This is a genomic window from Dorea sp. ICN-14282, from assembly GCF_037890115.1.
GTDB classification, from domain to species: domain Bacteria; phylum Bacillota; class Clostridia; order Lachnospirales; family Lachnospiraceae; genus Dorea_B; species Dorea_B phocaeensis.
Genome location: NZ_JBBKBH010000001.1, coordinates 710134 through 734324, shown reverse-complemented (window position 1 = coordinate 734324; position 24191 = coordinate 710134). Strand labels below are relative to the sequence as shown.

Sequence of the window (24191 nt, the reverse complement as noted above, 5' to 3'; positions counted from 1 at the left end):
AAAAGCAGGCTGGATAACTGGAGTGAGAAGGATGTATAAGATACTGATTGTAGAAGATGATATGGTGATTGCAAAAGGGCTTGCGTCTCATTTACAGCAGTGGGGGTATGACGCAGTATATGTGGAAGATTTTAAAAATGTTAAGGACAAGTTTTTGGAGTGTGATCCTCAGCTTGTCCTTTTGGATGTGATACTTCCTTATTTCAATGGGTTTCATTGGTGTCAAGAGATCCGAAAGGTATCCAAAGTACCGATTATCTTCTTGTCTTCAGCCAACGATAATATGAATATTGTAATGGCGATGAATATGGGCGGCGATGAATTTATCGAGAAGCCTTTTGATCTTAATGTGGTGACTGCCAAAGTTCAGGCGATTTTAAGAAGAGCTTATTCCTTTCATGGCACTGTCGGGATTATGGAGCATAAAGGGCTGCTGTTGAATCTGAATGATGCAGTCGTTGCTTATGAGGAAGAAAGGCAGGAACTTAGCAAGAATGAGTTCAAGATCCTGCAGATACTTTTGGAAAATGCAGGAAAGATTATTTCCAGGGATCAGATCATTGCGAGGCTTTGGGAGAGTGATGAATTTATTGATGATAATACCTTGACGGTAAATGTGGGAAGGCTTCGTAAGAAGCTGGAACAGATCGGAGCAGATGGCTTCATTAAGACGAAAAAAGGAATTGGTTATATGCTGGATTAGAAGGTGGGAGACGAAATGATGAGGACAGGGATCAGATATCTAAAAGAACGCATGAAAATCATAGTGTTGTATCTGGTGTTTTCCGGAATTTTTCTGGTGGTGTTTGCACTGTATGATATCCGGCTTGATGCGGTCGGATATGCATTCTTGCTGGCTCTGGTTTTGATGTTGGGCTTTGGTGGGAGTGATTTTTGCCGTTATTATAAGAGGGCGCGTCAGCTGGAAGAAGCAAAAGAGCGGATTTTGGTAAATCCAGCATGTCTTCCAGAGGCAGATGGGCGGATTGAAGAATTGTATCAGCAGATTGTGACAAGGTTAGAAGAAGAGATGACAGAATTGGAATCTTCTATCCGTATTTCCAGACAGGAGATGAAAGACTATTACGGGATGTGGGTACATCAGATTAAAACGCCGATTTCTGCGCTTCACGTACTGTTGCAGTCAGAGCCGGAGACGGCAGAAAGCGGATTAAAGATTCGTGCGATGCGGCAGGAATTGTTTAAGATCGAGCAGTATGTGGAAATGGTATTAACCTATCTTCGGATGGAGGAGATGGGAGCAGATTTGGTGTTTAAACAATATTCGCTGGATGAGATTGTAAAGCAGGCGGTTCGGAAATATTCTCAGATGTTTATCTTAAAGAAAATCCGGCTGGATTATGAGCTGCTGAACACAGAGGTGATTACGGATGAAAAATGGCTTTTGTTTGTGATCGAACAAATCTTATCCAATGCCTTAAAGTATACGAAGAAAGGAAGTATCCATATCTATATGGAAGGAGGAAATCTCGTAATTGAAGATACGGGAATCGGAATTTGGCCGGAGGATTTGCCACGGGTATTTGAGAAAGGATTTACCGGATACAATGGAAGAACAGATAAAAAATCGACTGGAATTGGCCTTTATCTTTGTAAATCGGTACTAACCAAGATGAATCATCAGATCCGACTGGAATCAGAGGTGGATCGAGGTACAAAGGTATATCTGGGCTTGGAGCGAAAAAAGATCCGCATGGAGTAATGTGACAAAACTGTTAGGTTTCAGAGGGAAAATGTAATCCAAATCAATGGCATGACATTTTCTCTTTTTCTATAATAAGATTTGTAAAGAAGAAACCTAACGAGACAACACAAGAACCTAAACAGAAAGGCGGTTAAAAACATGGCATTGTTAGAAGTAAAGAATGTAAAGAAAATATACACCACACGGTTCGGGGGAAATCAGGTTGAGGCACTTCGGAATGTGAATTTTTCAGTAGAACCGAGAGAATATGTGGCAATTATGGGTGAATCCGGTTCTGGAAAGACGACGCTTCTTAATATTTTGGCGGCGCTTGATAAACCGACAGGAGGAAAGGTGTATCTAAAAGGGAGAGACTTAAGTACAGTCAAAGAAAAGGAGATTGCGGCGTTCAGGCGTCAGAACTTGGGATTTGTGTTCCAGGACTTCAATCTTTTGGATACATTTTCTTTGAGGGATAATATTTTCCTTCCGCTGGTATTATCCGGCAGAAAGCATGAGGAAATGGAGCGGCGGCTTGCGCCCATTGCGCAGCGTCTGGGAATTGCAGACCTTTTGAACAAGTATCCTTATGAGGTGTCAGGCGGTCAGAAACAGCGCACGGCGGTGGCAAGGGCATTGATTACCAGACCTCAGCTGATTTTGGCGGACGAACCCACGGGAGCGCTGGATTCCAAAGCCGCGGACGGATTGTTGAATCTCTTCAATGCCATTAACCAGGATGGCCAGACGATTCTGATGGTAACGCATAGCGTAAAGGCGGCAAGCACAGCGAAACGGGTACTGTTTATTAAGGATGGAGAGGTATTCCACCAGCTGTACAGAGGAAATCTGACAAATGAGCAGATGTATCAGAAGATTTCGGATACGTTGACGGTGCTTCAGGCGGGAGGTGAGGAACTTGAATAGTTCTGTTTATTCTAAGCTTGCATGGACGAACCTGAAAAACAATCGGAAAACATATATTCCCTATATTTTGACGGCGATTCTGACGGTGATGATGTTTTATATTATGGATGCTTTATTCCACAGCAAAGATATTGGAAGCGAGAATTTGAAACTGATGCTCCAGTACTCAGTAGGAGTCATTATGATTTTTGCTGTGCTTCTTCTGTTTTATACGAATAGTTTTCTGGTGAAACGAAGGAAGAAGGAAATCGGTGTTTATAACATTTTGGGAATGGGAAAACGCCATATTGCCAGAATGATGATCGTGGAAACTTTGATTACTGCAGTGGTAAGTATTGGAATCGGGCTTTTGGCGGGAATTGTATTTGGAAAGCTGATGTATCTGCTGCTTCTTAAAATTCTTCATTATGACATAGGAATGCATTTTGCAGTGTCAGGAACGGCAGTAGGTCAGACGGCGCTGTTGTTTATGGGGATTTTTCTTTTGACTTTATTCTATAATATGATGCAGATTCGACTTTCCAATCCGATCGAATTACTGCACGGCGGAAATAAAGGGGAGAAGGAACCAAGGACAAAATGGCTGTTGACGGTGATCGGTGTTCTTGCACTTGCGGCGGGATATGGTATTGCACTGACGGTAGAAAAACCGATGGAAGCAATTTTTGACTTCTTTGTGGCGGTTGTCTGTGTCATTATTGGAACCTATGCGCTTTTTATTGCGGGGAGCATTGCAGTGTTGAAGCTCCTGAAGAAAAATAAGCGATATTATTATAAAACCACTCATTTTACTGCGGTATCTGGAATGATTTACCGGATGAAGCAAAATGCAGCGGGACTTGCGAATATCTGTATTTTAAGTACCATGGTGCTGGTAATGGTATCTACTACGATGTCTCTCTACGCCGGAATGGAAGATATTTTGAAATATCGATTCCCAATGGAATTCAGCGCTAAAGTGGCGTCTGATTCCAAGGAGACAGATCAGGCGGCAGAGAGAGCGATTAGAGAAGAGCTAGAAAAAGCAGGTGTAAAGGAGAAATCGTGGATCGGATGCCATGGAGCGTGGCTGGCGGGCATCAAGGTAAAAGATGGATTTATGCTGACGGAAATAGACGATTACTCTGTATCAGATGTCTGCGCTCTGTCGATGATTAAGCTGGAAGATTACAATAAGCTGGAGGGCAAACAAGAGACCCTTGCGCCAGATGAGGCTCTTATCTATGCTCCTTACGGTACTTATGGGAAGGATAGGGTAAAACTGGGAAATCAGAATTATAAGGTGAAAAAAGAGCTTTCTTCCATGAAACTGGAGAAAAAGAATAAGTCCAGTACCGTAGATGGATACTATCTTGTCCTCCCAGATGAAGGGCACGTACAGCAGGCGCTGGAAGAATATAATGCAGGAAGCGCAGCATCTGCAAGTTATGCTTATAAGATTTCCTTTGATATGACGGGAACGGATAAAGAGAAGAAAGAAGCGGCTGAAGCGGTAGAGACAAGGCTGGCGGAGGAATTTTCCTATAGTTACTGTGAGAGCAGGGTGTTAAGTGAAGAAAATTTTTATGAACTGTATGGAAGTCTTCTTTTTATGGGAATTTATTTAGGCGCCATGTTCCTGATGGCAACCGTATTGATTATTTATTACAAGCAGATCTCGGAAGGATATGACGATCGGGAGAGGTATCAGATTATGCAGAAGGTTGGTATGAGCCGGGCGGAAGTGAAGCGTTCGATCAGAAGCCAGGTGCTGATGGTATTTTTCCTCCCTCTTGTGACGGCAGTGATCCATAATGTTGTGGCATTTCGGATAGTGAAAATGCTGCTGCAGACACTGAATCTGGTCAACGTGCCACTGTATCTGGGATGCACGGCTTTGACGATTTGTATCTTTGCCTTATTCTATGCGGTAGTATATGCTGTGACGGCAAGAGAGTACTATAAGATTGTCAATGAATAAAAGGGAATTGACACATTCTTTTTCAGGCTGTATTGTTATTGATAGGTACGTTAGAACGTAACAGGCAAGGAGGAAATGCAGGATGACAAAAGCAGGAGAAAGAGAAGTGGTAACAGTAGAGCGTGTGAACGGCGGCGCCGGATTCATTATGAAGGAAGTGCTGATTGGAGCAGAGGAGTTGGGCGAACACTGCAAGATGTTCAGCAAAGTGACGCTGCCTCCGCATTGTGAACTGGGATACCACGAGCACCACGGTGAGACGGAGACCTATTATATACTAACCGGAACGGGAATGTATGATGACAATGGGAAGGCTGTTTCGGCAGAAGCAGGAGATGTGTTCTTCTGTAAGGATGGCGATGGACATGGTCTTAAGAATACGGGAGAAGAAGATTTGTCCTTTGTAGCATTGATTTTGAAGAAATAATTTAATTGGGGACGGAGGTTTTTTCAAAAAACCTCCGTCCCCAATTAAATTTCACCCTGTCCCTTTTTATTCCAGTACTTTCCACAGGCATTCAAGAAGGCGGTCATTATCTTCTGGTTTCATAATACAGAAGCGGATAAATTCTCCGTTCAGCGACTGGAACGATGAGCAGTCTCGAATCATCAACCCTTCTTTAAGCGCAGCTTCAAATACGTCCAGAGAGCGGACATCTTCTTTTAGAATTTGAATTAAAATAAAGTTTGCATAAGGCGGATATACCTTTATGGAAGGAAGCGAAGTCAATCGTTGATACAGGCGTGTACGTTCACTGTCGATGAGATTCCATGTCTGCTGAATATAATCCTCATCTTTTAGCATCTCTTCACCGACGAATGCGCCGACGCTGTTTAGACTCCAGGGATCCTGATGCGTCAGAAGCTGTTCGCGAAGAGTCTGGTTTCCGGTAATCCCATATCCAAAGCGAAGACCGGGCGCAGCAAAGAATTTAGAGACTCCGCGGATTACCATCAGGTTCTGATACTGTTTGGTGAATGGAATTGCTGTGATCTCTGAAATAGACGGGGCAAATTCAGCATAGGTTTCATCCACCATCACGAAGATGCTATTTTGGCTGCAGTGCGCAAGGATCCGTTCCATATCCGATTTTAGGATTGCAGAAGAGGTCGGATTATTAGGGTTACAGAGAATCAAAAGATCATAGGCATCCGTCAGATGCAAAAGCAGATCGTCTGTATCTAATGCAAAATTATGTTCTTCTTTTAAATGATATTCCGTAAGAGTTCCACCGGTCAGAGAGATCTCCCTCGCATATTCAGAATAGGTAGGACCAAGGACCAGTGCGCGCTTGGCGCAGATTTGGCTGATCAAGAGAGACAGAAGCTCCGTAGAGCCATTTCCTACGATAATATGTTCCGGGGAGGTGTGGCAGTAAGCGCCAATGGTTTCCCGAAGTGTTTGATATTCCCGATCCGGGTAGCGGCTAAGGATATCCAGATGCTGAATCAGTTTATCTTTTGCCTTTTCAGACACACCCAGGGGATTTACATTTGCGCTAAAGCAGACGATTTGCTCCTGCGGAATATGATAATATGCGGCAACTTTTTCTAAGTCACTTCCATGAAATTCCATTTTTTTCTCCATATGTATGCTCCTTGTCTGTTGATTTGTCATGATTTGTAAGATTTTATATATCCGGCATTGCCATTACAGTTCAATCAATGCTATAATCTATTATAGTATGTTTTTATATAAAAATGCAACGAAAGAAGCAGGTGTGAAGCTTGAAAAATAAAATCCAGAAATTTTCTAAAGGGGACTTTCAGTCACTTCGTCCGGACGTAATCTTTGATGAGACCAATCTGGTTCTGATTATTGGAGAAGGGGAAGTATACAGGGGAAGTTTTACCTTAAAGACGAACAGTGATCAGATGATACGGGGGCTGGTGTACCCGTCTTCTTCTCGTGTTCATTTTAAAGATCAGGGATTTGAAGGAAATCCCGCGAAAGTAGAATTTACGTATGATGGGCGGGGGCTTCGTCCAGGACATGTAGAGGAAGGAACGTTCACGGTTGTCTGTAACGGCGGTGAATATGAATTATCATTTACGGCGATTATTGAAAAGCCGTATGTAATGACGAGTTATGGTAAGGTGCAGAGTACCGATGATTTCCGCAAACTGGCGATCAAAGATTACTCGGAGGCTGGAAGGCTCTTCCGGTCCCGGGAATTTTATGAGATTTTAAAGTATGAAAATGAGCGTACCTTTTACTTATATGACAATATGCGCAAATGGTCTCTCGGAGAACAGGCGATGGAAGAGTTCTTAGTGGGAATTAAGCAGAAGGAGTGTATTTTCCTGACCTTACAGGGAGAGGGAATGTTGTTTGAAGACATTACCGAGCCCACCAAAGGAACGCTGGCTATTATGAAGAATACCTGGGGGTATATGCCGATCCGGATTGAGGCAGAAGGCGCATTTATTAAGGTGTCAAGACCGGAGATCAGCACGGATGATTTTGTGGGAAATGTTTATGAGATTGAATATGTTGTGCGACCGGAATATTTGCATGCCGGACGCAATTATGGTGTACTTCGCTTTGTGACGCCATACGAAATCCTTTCTTATGAAATTGAGGTTCTGCAGAACCAGGAGTATGATGAGAATCGCCGGGTGCCGGAACTTTTGATGGCACAGATTATCAAGGAATACGTCGGCTGTATGGCGGGAAGAATTGAATTGAATCGCTGGGTGGACAGTGCCACTGAGAAAATGGCTGCGCTTCGCAAACTGAATCCGCAAAGTGAGATGTATCAGCTTCGCCAGGCGCACATTTACCTGATTGGAAACCGGATTGAAGAGGCGAAATGGATTCTTGAGAATTATAACTACAATCGGTTTGCGATTGGAAAGGATCCCATTACAAACTGTTATTATCTGTTCTTGACGGCTATGATCCGCGGAAAAGGAAGTCATGTGGATCGAGTCCTGGATGAGATTGGGAAAACTTATATGCGCCATCAGGATTCCTGGGAACTTTTGAATATGATTCTGACGCTGGACACTCGCTATAAGAGTCCGTATAAGCGGCTGGAAGTATTGGAACAGCAGTATGAGTACGGTACGCACGAAGTTCTGTTTTATCTGCAGGCGTATCTGTGCTATAAGGAAAAACCGACACTTCTTAAGAAGCTGGGAGATTTTGAACTGCAGATTTTAAATTTTGCGGCAAAATACCGTCTGATGACGAAAGAACTGGCGCTTTATGTGTCCAATTTTGCCAGCCAGCAGAAGAACTACAGTGATGCTCTGTTTCGAATTCTGGAACGGATTTATAAAATGTACAGTGAGCCGATGATTTTAAATACGATCTGCACGCTTCTGATCAAAGGCAATAAGAATCAGAAACGCTACTATCCATGGTATCAGAAGGCGGTAGATGCGGAACTTAAGATTGCGCAGCTTTACGAATATTATATGATTACCTTGGATGAGGAAGGGGCGCATGGACCGCTTCCAAAGTCTATTTTCCTGTATTTTATGCATGGGAACACATTGAATTATAAGAAGGCGGCATTTCTGTACGCGAATCTGGTTACTTATGAGGAACAGGCGGGAGATCTGTATTTGAGTTACCGGGAGCAGATGGTAGCATTTACCTGGGAACAGCTGATGAAACGGCATATTACGGAGTCTCTTCGGATTCTTTACAAACGATTCTGCACGGAAGAAGATATGACACCGGAGCGAATGGAGGCAATGCGTGATGTCTGCTTTGCTTATAAGGTGACAACGAAAGTTCCGAATATGAATTGTGTGCTGGTCATTGAGAAAGATGGTGTCATTCGACAAAGAGTTCCTTATGATGAGGATGGAGGTGCGATCATCTTCCTGTATGACAAGGAGTCGCGAATTGTGTGGGAATCGCTGGAAGGACGCCATTACACCGATTCGATTGTTTATGAGACGAAGCGATTGTTCTATGAGCCGCGGTTTGTGGAAATGTGCAGAAAGTATGCGGTAAGTTCCGGAGTCTGGGAACAAGAAGACGAGCGTGAGAAGCCGACGTTTGACAATTTGAAAGTCAATGGAATCGATGCCTATGATGAGCGGGAAGTATTCCGTCTGTGCAGCCGTCGGATTCGCGAAGATAATTATGAGGAGGATGAATTCTTAAGTTATCTGTGTTTCAAATTGTTCCAAAAAGAACAGTATGATAAGGTAACACTGATGTATCTGGCCAGCTACTACTGCGGGGCAACGCGGGACATGAAGAAGCTGTGGAAGGTACTTCAGGAGTATGAGATTCCTTCTTATAAAATTGGAGAACGGATTATTACGCAGATGCTGTTTTCAGAGAATCTGTTTCAGGAAGAATCTGTTTTCGAAGATTATTATCTGTCGGATAGCGTATATTTCCGGTTGAAACAGGCATATTTGGGATACGTGTCCAGGGAATATGTCGTAGGCGATCGAATGCTAAAGCCGGTTGTGTTCGAGATCATTGCAAGAGAGTGTGCGCAGAAGGAAGACTTGCCGGATATCTGTAAAGCAGCGCTTCTTAAATATTATGCAGGAAAGCAGTATCCGGAAGAATTGGATGAAATTCTACATTGCGTGCTGCGGGAAATGTGTGAAAAGCAGCTGGTATTTCCGTTTTATCTTGCATATCAGGAAGAGTGGTTACGGGAAGCGCAGCTTTATGATAAGACGATGATTTTCTATCATGCAAAACCAGGAAGCCGCGTGAAGCTGTATTATAAGATGCGGCAAGAGAATCGGGAAGAATTGGGATATCGGGAAGAAAGTATGATGCCAATGTATGAAAATCTGTATGTCAAACAGTTTGTGCTGTTTGCGGATGAGATAGTCAGCTACTACTTCCAGGAGAAGAGTGATACAGAGATGACAGTAACAGAGAAAGAGACTATTTCCGGGGATGGAGACACAGCAAAAGCCGGAAGATATGGCAAGTTAAACAGCATGACACAGATGCGCCCGGCGACACGCAGACAGGCAATGATGACGTATGAAGAGGAACAGCGTCTTGCAGATCAGCTGTTTCAGATGTATTAGGAGGCTAGATGAATGAAGCGAGGCAGTATACTAGGGTATGATCTAAGTGAAAAGAACTGCCAGATCAGCTATTATGATGAGACAAAAGAAGAACCAGTGACACTGGAGACGGCGGTGGAGAATTATCAGATTCCACTGATTCTTGGTTATTATAATGAGCATTGGGTATATGGAAAAGAGGCAAAGCGTCTGGCGGAAGTGCAGGAGGAAAATACGATTTCTGATCTGTACGTGCGTGCGGTCCGAAGAGAAAAGGTAGAGTTTGCCGGCAAGACGCGGGATGCGGTCTGGCTTCTGGCAAAATATATTGAACTGACGCTGGAAGGATTTCCGGAGATCGAATACATTACGTTTTCCGTTGCGGATACCAATATCGATATGTCTAAGATGTTAAAAGGAATTGGACGCCATATCGGAGTGCCGAAAGAAAGGGTATCTGTGCAGGATTACAAGGAAAGCTTCTGCCAGTATATGTTCTATCAGCCAAAAGAGCTTTGGCAGTATGAATCTGCTCTGTTTTACTGTGATGCACAGCAGATTCGGGCGTTTATGCTTCGCAAGCTGAATGTGGCGGGGAACAGAGGACCGGGAATGTTCGTAACGGTGGATGAGGTGGCCAATGCCCATATGAAAGAATTGGCGGCGATCTATCCGGTGCTGAATGTGGACAAGGCAAGAGATGCAGATGAGCAGTTCAAAGCCTTTATCCAAAATGTATTTGAGAAAAAAGTGGTATCCTCCGTCTATCTGACAGGCGAAGGGTTTGAAAATAATTGGTATCCGAATTCCCAGAAAGTATTGTGCAACGGAAGAAGAGCATTCCTTGGCAATAATCTCTATAGTAGAGGAGCCTGCTATACTTCCATGCGCCGGTGTCTGGAGTACGATGACGGTCCGGTTTATTTAGATGATACCAAGATGACGGAACAGATTTGCCTGCGAATGCGGGTAAATGGTAAAGAGGGCTGGTATCCGATTGTGGATTGGGGAATGCACTGGTACGAGGCAGACGGTCATTGGGAAGTGATTTTGGAAGATACTTCCGATATTGAAGTGCATATCGAGTCTTTGGCAGGAGACGAACTGCGGGTGGAGACCATTTCCTTAAAAGGACTTCCGTCACGAAGGGATTATTCGTTGCGGCTTCAGATCGAGACGATGTTTCTGGATGAATCGACCTGTGTGTTGACATTTAAGGATATCGGTTTTGGAGAGTTTTATCCGTCAACGGGATTTGTGGCGGAGAAGGTACTACATTTAGGAGGCATCAATGGGCAGTTTAATTCTATGTCATAGGAAAAGAGCAAAACAACCCTATGAGATTACACGGGTTCACAGAAAGATTTACACCATCGAGGAGTTGTGTTATTACATCTGCAACAATCTGTATCTGATTGATTATACGATGATCAACCATCAGATGTGCGATTGGATTGAACGAGAACTGGAGCTTTCCGATTTGGCAGGGCGTCTTAGGGAGGAGCTGAGACAGAATCGTTCTATGGAACAGTTTGTGCTGACTATTTTGCGGGAGTCCAATATCTATTCTACAGCGGATATCAATCGGATTGCCAATATTCTGGAGCATTTGAAGAATCAAAGACCGGTGGAGCGGACGAAGTATAAAGCTGACAGTCTACAGAAAAGCGGAGAGTATGAGTCGGCAATTCTAGTGTATCAGTCAATTATCAATGAAGATTGGGATGAGTCTGTGGAGCGGACTTTTTATGGCCATGTCTATGCCTGCTTAGGAGCGGCTTATGGCCATCAGTTCCTTTATAAAGAGGCGGCGAAGATGTATTACGAGGCATACAGGATCTGTGAAGAGCCGGACATGCTGAAGGCATATCTTTACTGCTGTTACCGGGGAATGCCGGAGGATAAATACATGAAAATGCTTTCAGGCAATCCAATTTTCTTAAGCATGGCATCGGTAATTCGCGAGGATATCAAGAAAGTTCAGCAGGAGATTGATATTGATATTCCGGAAGAGCAATTTGCACAGTGGAAAAAGGAATATCGTAGGATTGACAAGCGTTAGAGAATATGATATCATAACCACATAATTTAGTGTGGTAAAGTAATCAATTGCTAATATGGTAACACAAAGAAGTGATTGAGAGCTGTATAATCTGAACTGGGAGGAATTCATTATGAAAAAACGTTTGGCGATGGTGCTTGCACTTTCTATGGTATCGGTATCTCTGCTGGCTGGATGCGGCAAGCAGGAAAGTGGAGCAGATGAGAAGAAGGATGACAAGAAGACGGAAAGCAAAGCTTATGAAGAAAAGAAGGCAGGAGATACCTTTACGGTAGGCTTTGATCAGGATTTCCCACCGATGGGATTTGTGGGGGATGACGGAGAGTACACAGGTTTTGACCTGGAGCTGGCACAGGAAGTGTGTGAGAGACTGGAACTGGAATTTGTGCCAAAGCCGATTGCATGGGATTCCAAGGATGCGGAGCTTGAATCCGGCGGAATTGATTGTATCTGGAACGGTTTCACTATGAACGGACGGGAAGATAATTATACATGGTCAGATCCTTATTTGAACAACAAGCAGGTGTTTGTTGTGAGAGAGAATTCAGGAATTGATTCCGAGAAGGATCTGGAAGGCAAGGTTGTAGACGTTCAGACCGATTCTTCTGCACAGGCAGCGCTGGAAGATAACCAGGAGTTGACGGCAACGTTTGGAAATCTGCAGGTGATCCCGGATTACAATACCGGATTTATGGAACTGGAATCCGGAGCAGCCGATGCGGTGGCAATGGACATTGTCGTTGCATCTTATCAGATCGAGAAGCGTGATGCGGCATTCAAGATTCTGGATAAAGAGATTGCAGCAGAAGAATATGGAATTGGATTTGCAAAAGGAAATGAAGCTTTAAGGGATCAGGTTCAGAAGGCACTGGAAGAGATGGCAGCTGATGGAACAATGGCTAAGATCTCAGAGAAGTGGTTTGGCGAAGATATTACAACGATCGGAAAATAAAGGATCAGGATAACGGGGCTGTCAGAAACGACGTCCCGTTTTCTGCGAGAAGGAGTAAGTTATGGCAATATCAGTGATGTTGAGTAAACTGGGGGAAGGAATGGCAGTATCACTATTGATCTTTGTAGTGACACTTGTATTTTCTCTGCCTTTGGGAATGTTGGTGGCCTTTGGAAGAATGGCAAAAAATCCGCTGGTACGCGGGATTTTCAAGGTATATATATCGATTATGCGGGGAACTCCGCTGATGCTTCAGTTGATGATGATCTATTTTGGACCGTTTTACCTGTTCGGAATTCAGAATACGCCGACCTGGAAGAATACGGCGGTAGCGGTAGGTTTTGTATTGAATTATGCAGCGTATTTTGCAGAGATTTATCGTGGTGGAATTGAGTCGATTCCGAATGGGCAGTATGAAGCGGCGAAGATTTTAGGTTATAGTAAGGGGCAGACCTTTATGCGGATTATTCTTCCGCAGGTGGTGAAGGTGATTCTGCCGTCTGTGACCAATGAGACAATTACACTGGTCAAAGATACGTCCCTTGCGTTTACCATCGGCATTTTGGAGATGTTTACCGTGGCAAAAGCGTTGGCGTCAGCCCAGGCATCCATGATTCCGTTTATATTTGCAGGAGTGTTCTATTACATTTTCAACTTTGTGGTGGCATTTTTGATGGAACGCCTGGAAAAGAAACTGAACTACTACAAATAAGGAGGAAGAGTCATGAGTTTGCTGGAAATGAAGCATATCAAAAAAAGTTTTAACGGTGTAGAAGTGCTGAAAGACATCTCTCTTACAGTTGACAAAGGGGAAGTGCTTGGAATTATCGGCCCTTCCGGGTCTGGGAAATCGACTCTTCTTCGATGCGCGACGGGGCTGGAGACGCAGGATGAAGGGCTCATTACGTATGAGGGGACATTTGGACTGGTGTTTCAGAACTTTAATTTGTTCCCACATTATTCAGTATTAAAGAATATTACGGATGCACCGATAAAGGTGCAGAAGAGAAAGAAAGAAGAGGTGTACCGGGAAGCGAGAGAGCTTCTTGCGAAAATGGGATTGTCCAACAAGGAAAATGCCTATCCTTATCAGTTGTCGGGAGGACAGCAGCAGCGCGTATCCATTGCGCGGGCGCTGGCTATGAAGCCGGATATCCTGTTTTTTGATGAGCCTACTTCGGCGTTGGATCCGGAGCTTACCGGAGAGATCCTGAAGGTGATCAAGGATCTGGCGGCAGAGCATATGACGATGGTGATCGTGACCCATGAGATGAATTTTGCAAAAAATGTGTCAGATCATATTATTTTTATGGACAATGGTTATATTGCGGTAGAGGGGACACCGGAGGAAGTATTTGGCTCATCCAATGAAAGAATGCGGGAGTTCCTTGGAAAATTTGAGCAGGAGTAACATTGCTTTTCTCTTTTCTCTATATTATACTTATACGTGTTATAATTGTAATCAATATAAAGTGAGGAGTAGGACAGATATGAGTAATGACAGATATCAAAGCCCGCTTTCTGAGCGGTATGCAAGCCGGGAGATGCAGTACATTTTTTCACCGGACAAAAAGTTCCGTACCTGGAGAAGACTTTGGATAGCATTGGCAGAGACGGAGCGTGAGCTTGGACTTCCAATTACGGAAGAGCAGATTGAAGAACTGCGTGCCCATGCAGATGATATTAACTATGAGGTGGCAAGAGAAAGAGAGAAACTGGTTCGCCATGACGTTATGTCCCATGTCTATGCCTACGGTCAGCAGTGCCCGAAGGCAAAAGGAATTATTCATCTGGGTGCAACCTCCTGTTATGTAGGAGATAATACAGATATGATTCTGATGGCGGAGGCGCTGGATATTGTAAAGAAGAAGCTGGTGAATGTAATCGCAGAACTTGCGAAGTTTGCGGATACCTACAAGGATCAGCCGACCCTTGCATTTACTCATTTCCAGCCTGCGCAGCCAACTACCGTTGGAAAGCGCGCGTCTTTGTGGATGCAGGAATTTTTGATGGATCTGGAAGATTTAGAGTATGTAAAGGGAAGCTTAAAGCTTCTTGGATCGAAAGGAACGACAGGAACCCAGGCCAGCTTCCTGGAACTGTTCGATGGAGATCAGGAGACCATTGACAAGATTGACCCGATGATTGCTAAGAAGATGGGATTTGAGGCGTGCTATCCGGTATCTGGACAGACCTATTCCAGAAAAGTAGATACTCGTGTATTGAATGTATTGGCAGGAATTGCGGCGAGTGCGCATAAGTTTTCCAATGATATCCGTTTGCTTCAGCATTTAAAAGAAGTAGAAGAGCCGTTTGAAAAGACTCAGATTGGATCTTCTGCTATGGCATATAAGAGAAATCCGATGCGAAGTGAACGAATTGCATCATTATCCAGATATGTAATGATCGATGCACTGAATCCGGCTATTACATCCGCGACCCAGTGGTTTGAACGAACCTTGGATGACTCTGCAAATAAGCGCTTAAGCGTGCCGGAAGGATTCCTTGCAATTGACGGAATTCTGGATCTGTGTCTGAATGTGGTGGACGGACTGGTGGTATATCCAAAGGTAATTGAGAAGCGGCTGATGTCAGAGCTTCCGTTTATGGCGACAGAGAATATTATGATGGATGCGGTAAAAGCAGGGGGAGACAGACAGGAACTCCATGAGCGGATTCGTGAGCTTTCTATGGAGGCAGGACGCAATGTCAAGGAGAAAGGATTGGATAACAATCTTCTGGAGCTGATTGCTGCAGATCCGGCGTTTGGACTTAGTGAAGAAGAACTCAAGAAGACGATGGATCCGACCAAATATACAGGACGTGCAGCCGTGCAGGTGGAAGCATTCTTAAGAGATGTTGTGGCGCCTGTACTGGAAAGCAATAAGGATTGTCTGGGAATGACTGCGGAGATTAACGTATAAAAGCGAAGAAATGTACAGAATATACAAAAAAGCTGCTGTGAAACTGGTGAAATATGCCGGTTTCACGGTGGCTTTTTGTGCTTTGATAAAGAATTTGTAAAAAAAATAAAAAATATGTGAAAGAAATGACAAGATTTTATGAAATTTGATTGATTCAGAAGCATATACATGGTATTATAGATCCATTGAATTATATCGAAGATATTATTCAAAATATCTATAGGAAAAAGGAGGGCATGTTGTGGAAACATTAAACAACATCGTACTAACAATTCAACACTACCTTGCAGACTACATATTGATTATCGCTCTGCTTGGTGGCGGAATCTGGTTCACATTCAGGCTTGGTTTCATTCAGGTGCGCGGCTTTGGCGAAGGAATGCGAAGAACCTTCGGCGGACTGTTCCATAAGAAGGGGGAAGCCGGTGCGGACGGAATGTCTTCTTTCCAGGCGCTTGCTACAGCTATTGCAGCACAGGTAGGAACGGGTAATATTGCCGGTGCAGCAACAGCGATTGCAGTGGGAGGACCAGGAGCAATCTTTTGGATGTGGATTGCGGCCTTCTTAGGAATGGCAACCATCTATGCAGAGGCATTAATGGCACAGAAGTACAAACAGGTAGGAGCGGACGGAGAAGTGACAGGAGGACCTGTGTATTATATCCGTGCAGCATTCAAAGGTGGATTTGGAAAATTCCTTGCCGCTCTTTTTGCAGTGTTGATTATCTTTGCACTTGGCTTTATGGGAAATGCAGTTCAGTCTAACTCTATTGCAGCATCTTTCCACACTGCATTTGGAATTCCACAGCCGGTTATGGGCGTTGTTGTTGCAGTGATTGCGCTCTTCGTTTTTGTGGGTGGTATGAAACGTATCGCGAAAGTAACGGAGATCATCGTTCCAATTATGGCAGCCCTCTACATTGTGGGTGCATTGATCGTTATTTTCTATAACTGGAGAAATATCCCATATGCGTTCCACGCAATTGTTGTGGGTGCGTTTAATCCGGCGGCGATCTCCGGTGGTGCGGTTGGCGCAACCATAAAGCTGGCTCTTACAAAGGGTGTGGCAAGAGGACTGTTCTCCAATGAAGCCGGTATGGGTTCTACCCCTCATGCACATGCAGTGGCAAAGGTTAATCACCCGGTAGAACAGGGATTTGTGGCAATGACAGGTGTGTTCATTGATACTTTCGTAGTATTGAACCTGACAGCACTGGTTATTATTACAACAAAATCCATCCCGACAGGACTTACAGGAGCAGAACTTAGCCAGTATGCATTCTCTACCCTGTATGGAAAAGGAGGAGACATTTTCATTGCGATTTGTATGTTCTTCTTCGCATTCTCTACCATTGTAGGATGGTATTTCTTTGGTCAGGCAAATATCAAGTATCTGTTTGGACCAAAGGCTGTAAAGATCTATTCCGTACTGGTGTGTGTATGTGTAGTTCTTGGTTCCCTTGCACAGGTTGATCTTGTATGGAATATGGCAGACTGCTTTAATTCTATGATGGTGATTCCGAACTTTATCGGTTTGATCGTCTTAAGCAAAACGATTAAGAAAGTACATGATGATTATTTTCAGAATTATGCCAAGAAAAAATAGATTGTGAAGTTGCATAAAAATCAAAAAGTATATTTATGCAAAATCACTAAAATCATTTTAATTTGTTACGGCAGTTGAAAATAGAAAAATAATCGAGTATTATAGACATAGATGACGAGAATTATTTAGATTGTCTATAAATGAAATCAATAAGTGGAATGATATTTCTTAAGAGAGAGTCGGTGTGATCCGGCCGCCGAAGAGGCAAATCCGAGATGTGAGGTGTCGCGTGGACGGATGAAACTTTCAGGCAAAAGGACTGAGAAATGGACCACATTCTGAATCTTGTGCTGTATGATAACTTTAAGTAAGCTTATTCATTATCAGGGCAAAAGACAGGAAGGACGACTTACTCACAGAAGATGTGTTTAAATCGTCCTTTTTTTAATCTTATATGCAGGATGAAAAAAGAGAGATGACACCGGAAGGAGTAAGCAGGTCAGATGAATGGGTATATGATTATTACGAACAACCCTATGGTCAGGGACAAACTTGGGGAAACGCACAATGTGGTTTATCAGGAAATTTCATATGAAGATATTCTAAAGGACGTCAGAGACAGGATCCATGAGGGGCATACACTTTTGTCGCATCCCTTATCCGGAAGTGTAAAGCCGAATGAAACACCCTATAAATCCATCATGGTATCTGAAAAAAAGGGGGCGGTCGACGCACAAGGGCTTGCGATTATCGAGAATGCCATACAGGCGTGCGGAAAGTTTGCATTTCGGTCAGACAAATACAAACCGGAAGTATATGGCGATTTTCAGTTGATCGATCTTACCCTGATCGAAAGCGGTATTACATCTGCAGATACGCAGATGTGGAGTGAACATTAAGTAAGGTTTTAAAAGCTTGATGCTTAAAACAATAAAACAATAATATCAAAAGATATTGAAGGAGGGAATCACCAGTGAGATTAGAAATGGGACACATTTACATTAAGGATATCCAGTTTGCATCTGAGTCTAAGATCGAAGATGGTATTCTGTATGTATCCGAGGAGGCTGTAAAAGCTGTAGCTCTTGAAGACGAGAAGATTAAGAGCGTATCATTAGACATTGCAAAGCCAGGTGAATCAGTAAGAATTACACCGGTTAAGGATGTAATCGAACCACGTGTGAAAGTAGAAGGAAGAGGAGGAATCTTCCCGGGAGTTATCGCTAAGGTAGACACGGTAGGAGAAGGAAAAACTTACGCATTGAAAGGAATGGCTGTTGTTACAGCTGGTAAGATTGTAGGATTCCAGGAAGGAATTATCGATATGACGGGGCCTGGAGCAGACTACACTCCATTCTCAAAGACACTGAACCTGGTTATGGTATGCGAGCCGGTTGATGGAATTAAACAGCATGATTACGAGGCGGCAGTGAGATTTGCGGGATTCAGAGTAGCTACATACATTGGGGAACTGGCACGTGAACTTACTCCAGACGAGACAAAAGTATATGAGACATGCACAATCAAAGAAGGAATGGAAAAATATCCAGATCTTCCGAGAGTGGCTTATGTACAGATGCTGCAGAGTCAGGGACTTCTGCATGATACTTATGTATACGGTGTGGATGCAAAGAAGATCGTTCCTACTATTTTAAGCCCTACAGAGGTTATGGATGGCGCAATCGTATCCGGTAACTGTGTATCTGCTTGTGACAAGAACCCAACATACGTACACCTGAATAACCCAGTTGTACATGATCTGTTTGAACAGCATGGAAAAACTTTGAACTTTGTATGCCATATTATTACAAATGAAAACGTATATCTGGCTGATAAGATGCGTTCTTCTGACTGGACAGCAAAACTGTGTAAGATGTTGGATTTAGACGGTGTTATCGTATCTCAGGAAGGATTTGGTAACCCGGATACAGACTTGATTATGAACTGTAAGAAGATTGAAGCAGAAGGCGTAAAGACAGTTATCATTACCGATGAGTATGCAGGACGCGATGGTAAATCTCAGTCTCTGGCAGATGCGGATCCAGCTGCAGACGCAGTAGTTACCGGCGGAAATGCAAACCAGGTAATTATCCTGCCGAAACTTGATAAAGTTATTGGAACTTTGGACTATGTAACCAAGATTGCCGGAGCAAGCGAAGAGACGCTGCGCGAAGACGGATCTCTGGAAGTAGAGCTTCAGGTACTGACAGGTGCAACCAATGAGACAGGTTTCAACAAACTGAGCGCAAGATAGGAAGGGAGGATAATAAGATGGCTAAATTAAGAGTTGTTCATTACATCAATCAGTTTTTTGCACAGATTGGTGGAGAAGAAAAAGCAGATTATCCGGCTGAGATTCGTGTGGGCGAAGTCGTTGGACCGGGTATGGCACTGACACAGAATTTTGGAGAGGAAGCAGAGATTGTTGCAACAATCGTTTGTGGTGACTCTTACTTCAATGAGAACCTGGAAAAAGCAAAAGCTGACATTTTGGCAATGGTAAAAGAGCAGAATCCTGATGTATTCGTAGCAGGACCTGCATTTAATGCAGGACGTTACGGAGTTGCCTGCGGAACGATTGCAGCAGCAGTTCAGGAGGAACTTGGAATTCCAGCTGTAACAGGAATGTATGTAGAGAACCCTGGAGCAGATATGTTCAAGTCTCAGGTTTACATTGTATCAACAAAGAACAGCGCAGCAGGTATGAGAGACGCAGTGAAGAAGCTGGCTCCACTTGCTGTTAAAATCGGAAAAGGCGAGCCAATCGGCGCGTCTGCAGAAGAAGGATACATTCCGAACGGTGTTCGTGTGAATTTCTTTGAGAAGGAAAGAGGATCTCAGAGAGCGGTTAAGATGCTCCTTAAGAAACTGGCTGATAAGCCATACGAGACAGAGTATCCAATGCCTGACTTTGATAAGGTTGATCCGAATCCGGCAGTGAAAGATCTAGCTCATGCTAAGATTGCGCTGGTTACATCTGGCGGTATTGTTCCAAAGGGAAATCCGGATCATATCGAAAGTTCAAGTGCATCTCACTATGGAGAGTATGATATTACAGGCGTGATGGATTTGACAGAAGAGACCTATGAAACCGCACATGGCGGATACGATCCAGTATACGCAAACGAAGACTCTGACCGTGTTCTTCCGGTTGATGTGCTTCGTGATATGGAAAAAGAAGGAATTATCGGAGAACTTCATCACCTGTTCTACACAACAACAGGTAACGGTACAGCCGTTGCATCTTCAAAGGCATTTGCAGCTGAGTTTTCTCAGAAGCTGAAAGCTGACGGAGTAGATGCTGTTATCCTTACCTCTACCTGAGGTACCTGTACTCGTTGCGGTGCAACGATGGTTAAAGAGGTAGAAAGAGCAGGAATCCCTGTTGTACATATTTGTACAGTAACACCTATCTCCATGACAGTTGGAGCGAACAGAATTGTTCCGGCTATTGCAATTCCTCATCCACTTGGAAATCCAGCTCTGGATAAGGCTGAGGAGAAAGAACTGCGTCGTCATATTGTTGAAAAAGCTCTGAAAGCTCTTACAACAGAAGTTGACGGACAGACAATTTTTGATTAATACACAAGGCGAAGAATTTCCAGGCCTTGGTAGTGAAGACTACTTAAGTGTTAAAGGAGACATAACAAAATGAGTAAAATTTATGATGTTATTGTCCTGGGTGCTGGTCCTGCTGGTTTAGCAGCAGGACTATACGCAGGAAGAAGCCGTCTTTCCGTTCTGATCATCGAAAAAGGTCAGGATGGCGGACAGATTGCGATTACAGATGAAATTGAAAACTATCCAGGTCAGATTGTAGAAGGTGAATCAGGACCATCTCTGATCGCAAGAATGACTGCACAGGCTGAAAAGTTTGGAGCAGAGCGTGTGGCTGATACCATTACAGAAGTATCTCTTGAGGGAGAGGTAAAGGTCTTAAAGAGTGCAAAGGCTGAGTATCAGGGACGTAATGTGATCATTGCGACAGGTGCACATGCAAGACCAATCGGATGTAAAGGTGAAGCAGAATACATGGGCAAAGGTGTATCCTACTGTGCAACATGTGACGCAAACTTTTTTGAAGACTTTGAGGTATACGTTGTTGGAGGCGGAGACTCTGCTGTTGAAGAAGCAATGTACCTTACCAAGTTCGCAAGAAAAGTTACGATTATCCACAGACGTAATGAACTTCGTGCTGCAAAATCTATTCAGGAGAAAGCATTTAAGAATGAGAAGATCGAATTTATGTGGGATTCTGTAGTAGAGGAAGTAGGCGGAGACGATATTCTTCAGTGGATGAAGGTGAAAAATGTTAAGACGGGTGAAGTTACAACTGTTGAAGCAGATGAAGAAGACGGAATGTTTGGCGTATTCGGATTTATCGGAACGATCCCGAACAGCAAGCCATTTGAAGGTATCATCGACATGGATGAAAGAGGATATATTAAGACGGACGAAGATATGCATACCAATATCCCTGGCGTATACGCAGCAGGTGATGTCCGTGTTAAGAGCTTAAGACAGGTTGTTACTGCAGCTGCTGACGGTGCAATCGCAGCAGTTCAGGTAGAAAGAAGTATGTCTGATTACTTCTAAGAACAGCAAGGATATACAACAAAAAGGAGGAGATACCAATGTTAGATCTTGATAAGACAAATTTTGAAGAGGAAGTATTGAAAGCAGAAGGCTATGTATTTGTAGACTTCTATGGAGATGGATGTGTTCCATGTCAGGCTCTTATGCCAACCGTTCATGGATTCGCTGACAAATATGGCGATAAAATGAAATTTACTTCTCTCAATACAACAAAGGCACGCCGTCTTGCAATTGCACAGAAGGTGCTTGGCCTTCCGGTTATGGCTATTTACAAAGATGGAGAAAAAGTAGAAGAAGTCATAAAAGATGACGCTACACCGGAGAATATTGAAGCGATGATTCAGAAATACATCTAAATTACAGAGTGTTTCTTGATCATATATAAACATGTTTTTTACCACATAAGAAAGGAGAAAGCATAATTATGGCTATTTTAGAAGGGAAAAAAGCAATAATTATCGGAGACCGTGATGGAATCCCGGGACCAGCAATTGCTGAGTGCGTAAAAACTGCTGGCGCTGAGATTGTATTTTCATCAACGGAGTGTTTCGTCTGAACGAGCGCAGGCGCAATGGATCTGGAAAACCAGAAGAGAGTAAAAGAATTCGCTGACGAGTATGGTGCAGAGAACTTAGTAGTAGTTCTTGGAGCAGCAGAAGGTGAAGCTGCAGGTCTTGCAGCAGAAACCGTTACGTTAGGTGATCCTACTTTCGCAGGTCCATTGACAGGGGTCCAGCTTGGACTCACGGTATATCATGTATGTGAACCTGAGATCAAAGAAGAGTTTGACGAAGCAGTTTATGATGAACAGGTTGGTATGATGGAAATGGTTCTTGACGTAGACGATATCGTATCAGAGATGGAAGCTATCAGAGAGCAGGTATAGAAATCATGCTATGAAGACGGGGCAGACCCATGTGTTCCCACATCGGGGACTGCCCCTCTTTTTCAGAACGATGAAAGGTGGAAAACTGCAATGAATAGTGTAATTAAAGGAGCAAGCTATGTGCTTGCGCATACACCACAGATGGTGGTATATAACGGAACAACTCAGACAACAGAAAGAATCGTAAATCCGAAATCTGAGTATTTGAAAGAGTTAGAGAGTCATCTTCGTTCTTACGAGGATTGTGTGAGCTATTGGCCGAATCAGGTATATATTGGTAATGCAACTCCGGATGATCTTGCAGAAGTGGAATTTCCATATTATGACAAGAAAAAAGACGGAGCAGAGAGATATGGAAAATACGGTGAGATCATGCCAGAAGAAGAGTTTATTCTTCTTGTTCAGGCATGCGATCAGTTTGAAGTGGTAATGCTTGATAAAGAGTTTGTAGCAGCGTATAAAGAGGCGTTTGCTGCAGATCCAATTATTACAGAGGATATTGTGGCAAGACTCCATGAGGGTATGGAACTTGCTGAGATTGAAAAAGTTGTTAATGAAGAACATGCAGAAGGTCTTTATGTTGCAGGAAAACTGGTTGGATGTGTTAAGAGAGCGCATGATATCGATGTGAATCTGTCTGCTCATGTTATGCATGAGAACTTAATGAGTAAGGCATCCAGCGTGCTTGCATTATTGTATGGCGTAAAGAATGCAGGAATCAGCAAAGATGACGTAGAGTACGTGATCGACTGTGCAGAGGAAGCATGTGGAGATATGAATCAGAGAGGTGGAGGAAACTTTGCCAAAGCGGCAGCAGAAATTGCAATGCTGAATAATGCAACAGGTTCAGATGCCCGCGGATTCTGTGCCGGACCATCTCACGCATTGATTGAAGCAGCAGCTCTTGTTAAATCCGGAGCTTACAAATGTGTGGCAGTTACAGCAGGCGGATGTACAGCAAAGCTTGGTATGAACGGAAAAGACCATGTAAAGAAAGGTCTTCCGATCTTAGAGGATTGTTTGGCAGGATTCTGTGTAATTGTTGCAGAAAATGACGGTGAAAATCCAGAGATCAATCTTGATATTCTCGGACGGCATACGGTAGGAACAGGAAGTGCTCCGCAGAACGTAATTGGAAGCCTTGTTGCAGATCCTCTTGAAAGAGCAGGACTTAAGATTACGGATATTGACAAGTACTCTCCAGAGATGCAGAATCCGGATATCACAAAGCCGGCAGGAGCAGGAGATGTTCCGATGGCAAACTATAAGATGATCGCAGCTCTTGCAGTAAAACGCGGAGAACTGGATCGGAAAGAACTGGCAAGCTTTACGAAAGAACATGGTTTGACCGGATGGGCTCCAACACAGGGACATATTCCATCAGGTGTTCCATATATTGGATTTGCAAGAGAGGATATCCTTGCAGGAAAGATGAAGAGAGCAATGATCGTTGGAAAAGGAAGTCTGTTCCTTGGACGTATGACCAACTTATTCGACGGTGTATCTTTTGTGATTCAGGCAAATACGAAAGCAGAAGCAGAAGCGGCTGCAGGTGTATCTGAAGAAGAGGTAAAAGGACTGATCGCAAAGGCTATGAAAGATTTTGCTGCTACCCTGATGGCAGAGTAAGGG

At 43.6% G+C, this 24191-nt stretch carries 21 protein-coding genes and 1 riboswitch; of the genes, 20 read left to right on the top strand and 1 reads right to left on the bottom strand.

Features of this window, described 5'->3' with window-relative positions; translation table 11 throughout:
• Positions 1 to 31 precede the first annotated feature (31 nt).
• From WKT00_RS03505 to WKT00_RS03485, 5 genes are all read left to right on the top strand, one after another.
• On the top strand, positions 32 to 703 hold the full coding sequence (locus WKT00_RS03505) for a response regulator transcription factor (protein WP_101694129.1): 672 nt from the start codon (positions 32 to 34) through the stop codon (positions 701 to 703).
• A gap of 15 nt (positions 704 to 718) precedes the next feature.
• On the top strand, positions 719 to 1723 hold the full coding sequence (locus WKT00_RS03500) for a sensor histidine kinase (protein WP_306346026.1): 1005 nt from the start codon (positions 719 to 721) through the stop codon (positions 1721 to 1723).
• A gap of 141 nt (positions 1724 to 1864) precedes the next feature.
• Positions 1865 to 2632, top strand: coding sequence for an ABC transporter ATP-binding protein (locus WKT00_RS03495; protein WP_101694131.1), 768 nt, complete (start codon positions 1865 to 1867; stop codon positions 2630 to 2632).
• Positions 2625 to 4592 carry an ABC transporter permease gene (locus tag WKT00_RS03490; protein WP_101694132.1) on the top strand — a complete coding sequence of 656 codons (1968 nt, stop codon included), beginning with the start codon at positions 2625 to 2627 and terminating at the stop codon, positions 4590 to 4592. Before WKT00_RS03495 ends, WKT00_RS03490 begins: the two co-directional genes overlap by 8 nt.
• An 82-nt stretch (positions 4593 to 4674) precedes the next feature.
• Positions 4675 to 5019: a cupin domain-containing protein gene (locus WKT00_RS03485; protein WP_101694133.1), complete on the top strand. Its 345-nt coding sequence runs from the start codon at positions 4675 to 4677 to the stop codon at positions 5017 to 5019.
• A gap of 66 nt (positions 5020 to 5085) precedes the next feature.
• Here the strand turns inward: WKT00_RS03485 and WKT00_RS03480 are convergent, their stop codons facing one another.
• Positions 5086 to 6180 carry a pyridoxal phosphate-dependent aminotransferase gene (locus tag WKT00_RS03480; RefSeq protein ID WP_340260985.1) on the bottom strand — a complete coding sequence of 365 codons (1095 nt, stop codon included), beginning with the start codon at positions 6178 to 6180 and terminating at the stop codon, positions 5086 to 5088.
• Positions 6181 to 6320: 140 nt separating this feature from the next.
• On the opposite strand from WKT00_RS03480, the gene WKT00_RS03475 reads away from it, so the two are divergent.
• The 15 genes from WKT00_RS03475 (at position 6321) to grdC (ending at position 24188) form a co-directional block, all read left to right on the top strand.
• Positions 6321 to 9614: a DUF5717 family protein gene (locus WKT00_RS03475; RefSeq protein ID WP_340260983.1), complete on the top strand. Its 3294-nt coding sequence runs from the start codon at positions 6321 to 6323 to the stop codon at positions 9612 to 9614.
• Between the two features lie 12 nt (positions 9615 to 9626).
• Positions 9627 to 10910 carry a DUF5716 family protein gene (locus WKT00_RS03470; RefSeq protein WP_101694136.1) on the top strand — a complete coding sequence of 428 codons (1284 nt, stop codon included), beginning with the start codon at positions 9627 to 9629 and terminating at the stop codon, positions 10908 to 10910.
• Positions 10885 to 11655 carry a hypothetical protein gene (locus WKT00_RS03465; protein ID WP_101694137.1) on the top strand — a complete coding sequence of 257 codons (771 nt, stop codon included), beginning with the start codon at positions 10885 to 10887 and terminating at the stop codon, positions 11653 to 11655. Before WKT00_RS03470 ends, WKT00_RS03465 begins: the two co-directional genes overlap by 26 nt.
• A gap of 112 nt (positions 11656 to 11767) precedes the next feature.
• Positions 11768 to 12607 carry an amino acid ABC transporter substrate-binding protein gene (locus tag WKT00_RS03460; protein ID WP_340260978.1) on the top strand — a complete coding sequence of 280 codons (840 nt, stop codon included), beginning with the start codon at positions 11768 to 11770 and terminating at the stop codon, positions 12605 to 12607.
• A gap of 61 nt (positions 12608 to 12668) precedes the next feature.
• Positions 12669 to 13319, top strand: a complete 651-nt coding sequence (locus WKT00_RS03455; RefSeq protein ID WP_101694139.1) for an amino acid ABC transporter permease — start codon at positions 12669 to 12671, stop codon at positions 13317 to 13319.
• Positions 13320 to 13331: 12 nt separating this feature from the next.
• Positions 13332 to 14018: an amino acid ABC transporter ATP-binding protein gene (locus tag WKT00_RS03450; protein ID WP_101694140.1), complete on the top strand. Its 687-nt coding sequence runs from the start codon at positions 13332 to 13334 to the stop codon at positions 14016 to 14018.
• A gap of 79 nt (positions 14019 to 14097) precedes the next feature.
• Entirely contained in the window at positions 14098 to 15531 is a 1434-nt protein-coding gene (purB, locus tag WKT00_RS03445; protein WP_101694141.1) for an adenylosuccinate lyase, read from the top strand.
• Between the two features lie 241 nt (positions 15532 to 15772).
• Complete coding sequence (locus WKT00_RS03440) at positions 15773 to 17137, top strand: alanine/glycine:cation symporter family protein (RefSeq protein WP_101694142.1); 1365 nt, start codon at positions 15773 to 15775, stop codon at positions 17135 to 17137.
• Positions 17138 to 17296: 159 nt separating this feature from the next.
• Positions 17297 to 17409: riboswitch (glycine riboswitch) on the top strand.
• A gap of 171 nt (positions 17410 to 17580) precedes the next feature.
• Positions 17581 to 17976 carry a GrdX family protein gene (locus WKT00_RS03435; protein WP_173814342.1) on the top strand — a complete coding sequence of 132 codons (396 nt, stop codon included), beginning with the start codon at positions 17581 to 17583 and terminating at the stop codon, positions 17974 to 17976.
• Positions 17977 to 18050: 74 nt separating this feature from the next.
• Positions 18051 to 19331 (top strand): glycine/sarcosine/betaine reductase component B subunit, encoded by a 1281-nt coding sequence (locus WKT00_RS03430; protein ID WP_200816233.1) that lies wholly within the window; start codon positions 18051 to 18053, stop codon positions 19329 to 19331.
• Positions 19332 to 19348: 17 nt separating this feature from the next.
• Positions 19349 to 20659 carry a glycine reductase complex selenoprotein B gene (gene grdB, locus WKT00_RS03425; RefSeq protein WP_101694144.1) on the top strand — a complete coding sequence of 437 codons (1311 nt, stop codon included), beginning with the start codon at positions 19349 to 19351 and terminating at the stop codon, positions 20657 to 20659.
• Positions 20660 to 20728: 69 nt separating this feature from the next.
• Positions 20729 to 21673, top strand: a complete 945-nt coding sequence (trxB, locus tag WKT00_RS03420; RefSeq protein WP_101694145.1) for a thioredoxin-disulfide reductase — start codon at positions 20729 to 20731, stop codon at positions 21671 to 21673.
• A gap of 38 nt (positions 21674 to 21711) precedes the next feature.
• Positions 21712 to 22029 carry a thioredoxin TrxA gene (gene trxA, locus WKT00_RS03415; RefSeq protein WP_173814340.1) on the top strand — a complete coding sequence of 106 codons (318 nt, stop codon included), beginning with the start codon at positions 21712 to 21714 and terminating at the stop codon, positions 22027 to 22029.
• Positions 22030 to 22097: 68 nt separating this feature from the next.
• The gene (grdA, locus tag WKT00_RS03410) at positions 22098 to 22559 is read left to right on the top strand and encodes a glycine/sarcosine/betaine reductase complex selenoprotein A (protein ID WP_101694147.1); all 462 of its coding nucleotides are present in this window, start codon (positions 22098 to 22100) and stop codon (positions 22557 to 22559) included.
• 90 nt (positions 22560 to 22649) lie between these two features.
• Complete coding sequence (grdC, locus tag WKT00_RS03405; RefSeq protein WP_340260968.1) at positions 22650 to 24188, top strand: glycine/sarcosine/betaine reductase complex component C subunit beta; 1539 nt, start codon at positions 22650 to 22652, stop codon at positions 24186 to 24188.
• Positions 24189 to 24191 lie beyond the last annotated feature (3 nt).